This window comes from Shewanella sp. 10B, assembly GCF_023475885.1.
In the GTDB taxonomy this organism is placed as follows: Bacteria; Pseudomonadota; Gammaproteobacteria; order Enterobacterales; family Shewanellaceae; genus Shewanella; species Shewanella mangrovisoli.
The window spans coordinates 1-2,925 of the sequence record NZ_JAMDJO010000019.1; the positions used below are offsets into that span (position 1 = coordinate 1).

The window sequence follows — 2,925 nt, forward strand, 5'->3', positions numbered from 1 at the left end:
TCTATGCCTCGGGCATCCAAGCAGCAAGCGCGTTACGCCGTGGGTCGATGTTTGATGTTATGGAGCAGCAACGATGTTACGCAGCAGGGCAGTCGCCCTAAAACAAAGTTAGATGCACTAAGCACATAATTGCTCACAGCCAAACTATCAGGTCAAGTCTGCTTTTATTATTTTTAAGCGTGCATAAAAATATATCATCATGAACAATAAAACTGTCTGCTTACATAAACAGTAATACAAGGGGTGTTATGAGCCATATTCAACGGGAAACGTCTTGCTCGTACAGCATCGTGACCAACAGCAACGATTCCGTCACACTGCGCCTCATGACTGAGCATGACCTTGCGATGCTCTATGAGTGGCTAAATCGATCTCATATCGTCGAGTGGTGGGGCGGAGAAGAAGCACGCCCGACACTTGCTGACGTACAGGAACAGTACTTGCCAAGCGTTTTAGCGCAAGAGTCCGTCACTCCATACATTGCAATGCTGAATGGAGAGCCGATTGGGTATGCCCAGTCGTACGTTGCTCTTGGAAGCGGGGACGGATGGTGGGAAGAAGAAACCGATCCAGGAGTACGCGGAATAGACCAGTCACTGGCGAATGCATCACAACTGGGCAAAGGCTTGGGAACCAAGCTGGTTCGAGCTCTGGTTGAGTTGCTGTTCAATGATCCCGAGGTCACCAAGATCCAAACGGACCCGTCGCCGAGCAACTTGCGAGCGATCCGATGCTACGAGAAAGCGGGGTTTGAGAGGCAAGGTACCGTAACCACCCCAGATGGTCCAGCCGTGTACATGGTTCAAACACGCCAGGCATTCGAGCGAACACGCAGTGATGCCTAACCCTTCCATCGAGGGGGACGTCCAAGGGCTGGCGCCCTTGGCCGCCCCTCATGTCAAACGTTAGATGCACTAAGCACATAATTGCTCACAGCCAAACTATCAGGTCAAGTCTGCTTTTATTATTTTTAAGCGTGCATAAAAATATATCATCATGAACAATAAAACTGTCTGCTTACATAAACAGTAATACAAGGGGTGTTATGAGCCATATTCAACGGGAAACGTCTTGCTCGAGGCCGCGATTAAATTCCAACCTGGATGCTGATTTATATGGGTATAGATGGGCTCGCGATAATGTCGGGCAATCAGGTGCGACAATCTATCGATTGTATGGGAAGCCCAATGCGCCAGAGTTGTTTCTGAAACATGGCAAAGGTAGCGTTGCCAATGATGTTACAGATGAGATGGTCAGACTAAACTGGCTGACGGCATTTATGCCTCTTCCGACCATCAAGCATTTTATCCGTACTCCTGATGATGCATGGTTACTCACCACTGCGATCCCCGGGAAAACAGCATTCCAGGTATTAGAAGAATATCCTGATTCAGGTGAAAATATTGTTGATGCGCTGGCAGTGTTCCTGCGCCGGTTGCATTCGATTCCTGTTTGTAATTGTCCTTTTAACAGCGATCGCGTATTTCGTCTCGCTCAGGCGCAATCACGAATGAATAACGGTTTGGTTGATGCTAGTGATTTTGATGACGAGCGTAATGGCTGGCCTGTTGAACAAGTCTGGAAAGAAATGCATAAGCTTTTGCCATTCTCACCGGATTCAGTCGTCACTCATGGTGATTTCTCACTTGATAACCTTATTTTTGACGAGGGGAAATTAATAGGTTGTATTGATGTTGGACGAGTCGGAATCGCAGACCGATACCAGGATCTTGCCATCCTATGGAACTGCCTCGGTGAGTTTTCTCCTTCATTACAGAAACGGCTTTTTCAAAAATATGGTATTGATAATCCTGATATGAATAAATTGCAGTTTCATTTGATGCTCGATGAGTTTTTCTGAGGCACTGTTGCAAATAGTCGGTGGTGATAAACTTATCATCCCCTTTTGCTGATGGAGCTGCACATGAACCCATTCAAAGGCCGGCATTTTCAGCGTGACATCATTCTGTGGGCCGTACGCTGGTACTGCAAATACGGCATCAGTTACCGTGAGCTGCAGGAGATGCTGGCTGAACGCGGAGTGAATGTCGATCACTCCACGATTTACCGCTGGGTTCAGCGTTATGCGCCTGAAATGGAAAAACGGCTGCGCTGGTACTGGCGTAACCCTTCCGATCTTTGCCCGTGGCACATGGATGAAACCTACGTGAAGGTCAATGGCCGCTGGGCGTATCTGTACCGGGCCGTCGACAGCCGGGGCCGCACTGTCGATTTTTATCTCTCCTCCCGTCGTAACAGCAAAGCTGCATACCGGTTTCTGGGTAAAATCCTCAACAACGTGAAGAAGTGGCAGATCCCGCGATTCATCAACACGGATAAAGCGCCCGCCTATGGTCGCGCGCTTGCTCTGCTCAAACGCGAAGGCCGGTGCCCGTCTGACGTTGAACACCGACAGATTAAGTACCGGAACAACGTGATTGAATGCGATCATGGCAAACTGAAACGGATAATCGGCGCCACGCTGGGATTTAAATCCATGAAGACGGCTTACGCCACCATCAAAGGTATTGAGGTGATGCGTGCACTACGCAAAGGCCAGGCCTCAGCATTTTATTATGGTGATCCCCTGGGCGAAATGCGCCTGGTAAGCAGAGTTTTTGAAATGTAAGGCCTTTGAATAAGACAAAAGGCTGCCTCATCGCTAACTTTGCAACAGTGCCACGAAAACGCCGCTGACCGAGGGCAAGGCGTGATCCTGTCGCCCGTCTGCGGGCATTTGTTTGTGTTTCATCGTAGCCCTGCCGACTGTTCAGAAAACGGTGGATTGATGGACAGTCGGTGTTTTTCCCTGTCTGTCGTTTTCAGAAGACGGCTGCACTGAACGTCAGAAGCCGACTGCACTATAGCAGCGGAGGGGTTGGATCCATCAGGCAACGACGGGCTGCTGCCGGCCATCAGCGGACG

The 2,925-nt window shown here is 49.4% G+C and carries 3 protein-coding genes; all 3 read left to right on the forward strand.

Annotated elements, in window-relative coordinates; translation table 11 throughout:
• The first annotated feature begins 290 nt into the window (after positions 1-290).
• Positions 291-845, forward strand: coding sequence for an aminoglycoside N-acetyltransferase AAC(6')-Ib4 (locus M0415_RS21235; RefSeq protein ID WP_003159191.1), 555 nt, complete (start codon positions 291-293; stop codon positions 843-845).
• A 200-nt stretch (positions 846-1,045) separates the two neighbouring features.
• Positions 1,046-1,861, forward strand: coding sequence for an aminoglycoside O-phosphotransferase APH(3')-Ia (gene aph(3')-Ia / locus M0415_RS21240; RefSeq protein ID WP_000018326.1), 816 nt, complete (start codon positions 1,046-1,048; stop codon positions 1,859-1,861).
• 63 nt (positions 1,862-1,924) lie between these two features.
• Positions 1,925-2,629 carry an IS6-like element IS26 family transposase gene (locus M0415_RS21245; RefSeq protein WP_001067855.1) on the forward strand — a complete coding sequence of 235 codons (705 nt, stop codon included), beginning with the start codon at positions 1,925-1,927 and terminating at the stop codon, positions 2,627-2,629.
• Positions 2,630-2,925 lie beyond the last annotated feature (296 nt).

Excerpts from the sequence above, each read along its gene's own strand:
- M0415_RS21245 (WP_001067855.1), top strand. The coding sequence starts at position 1,925 with ATGAACCCATTCAAAGGCCGGCATTTTCAGCGTGACATCATTCTGTGG.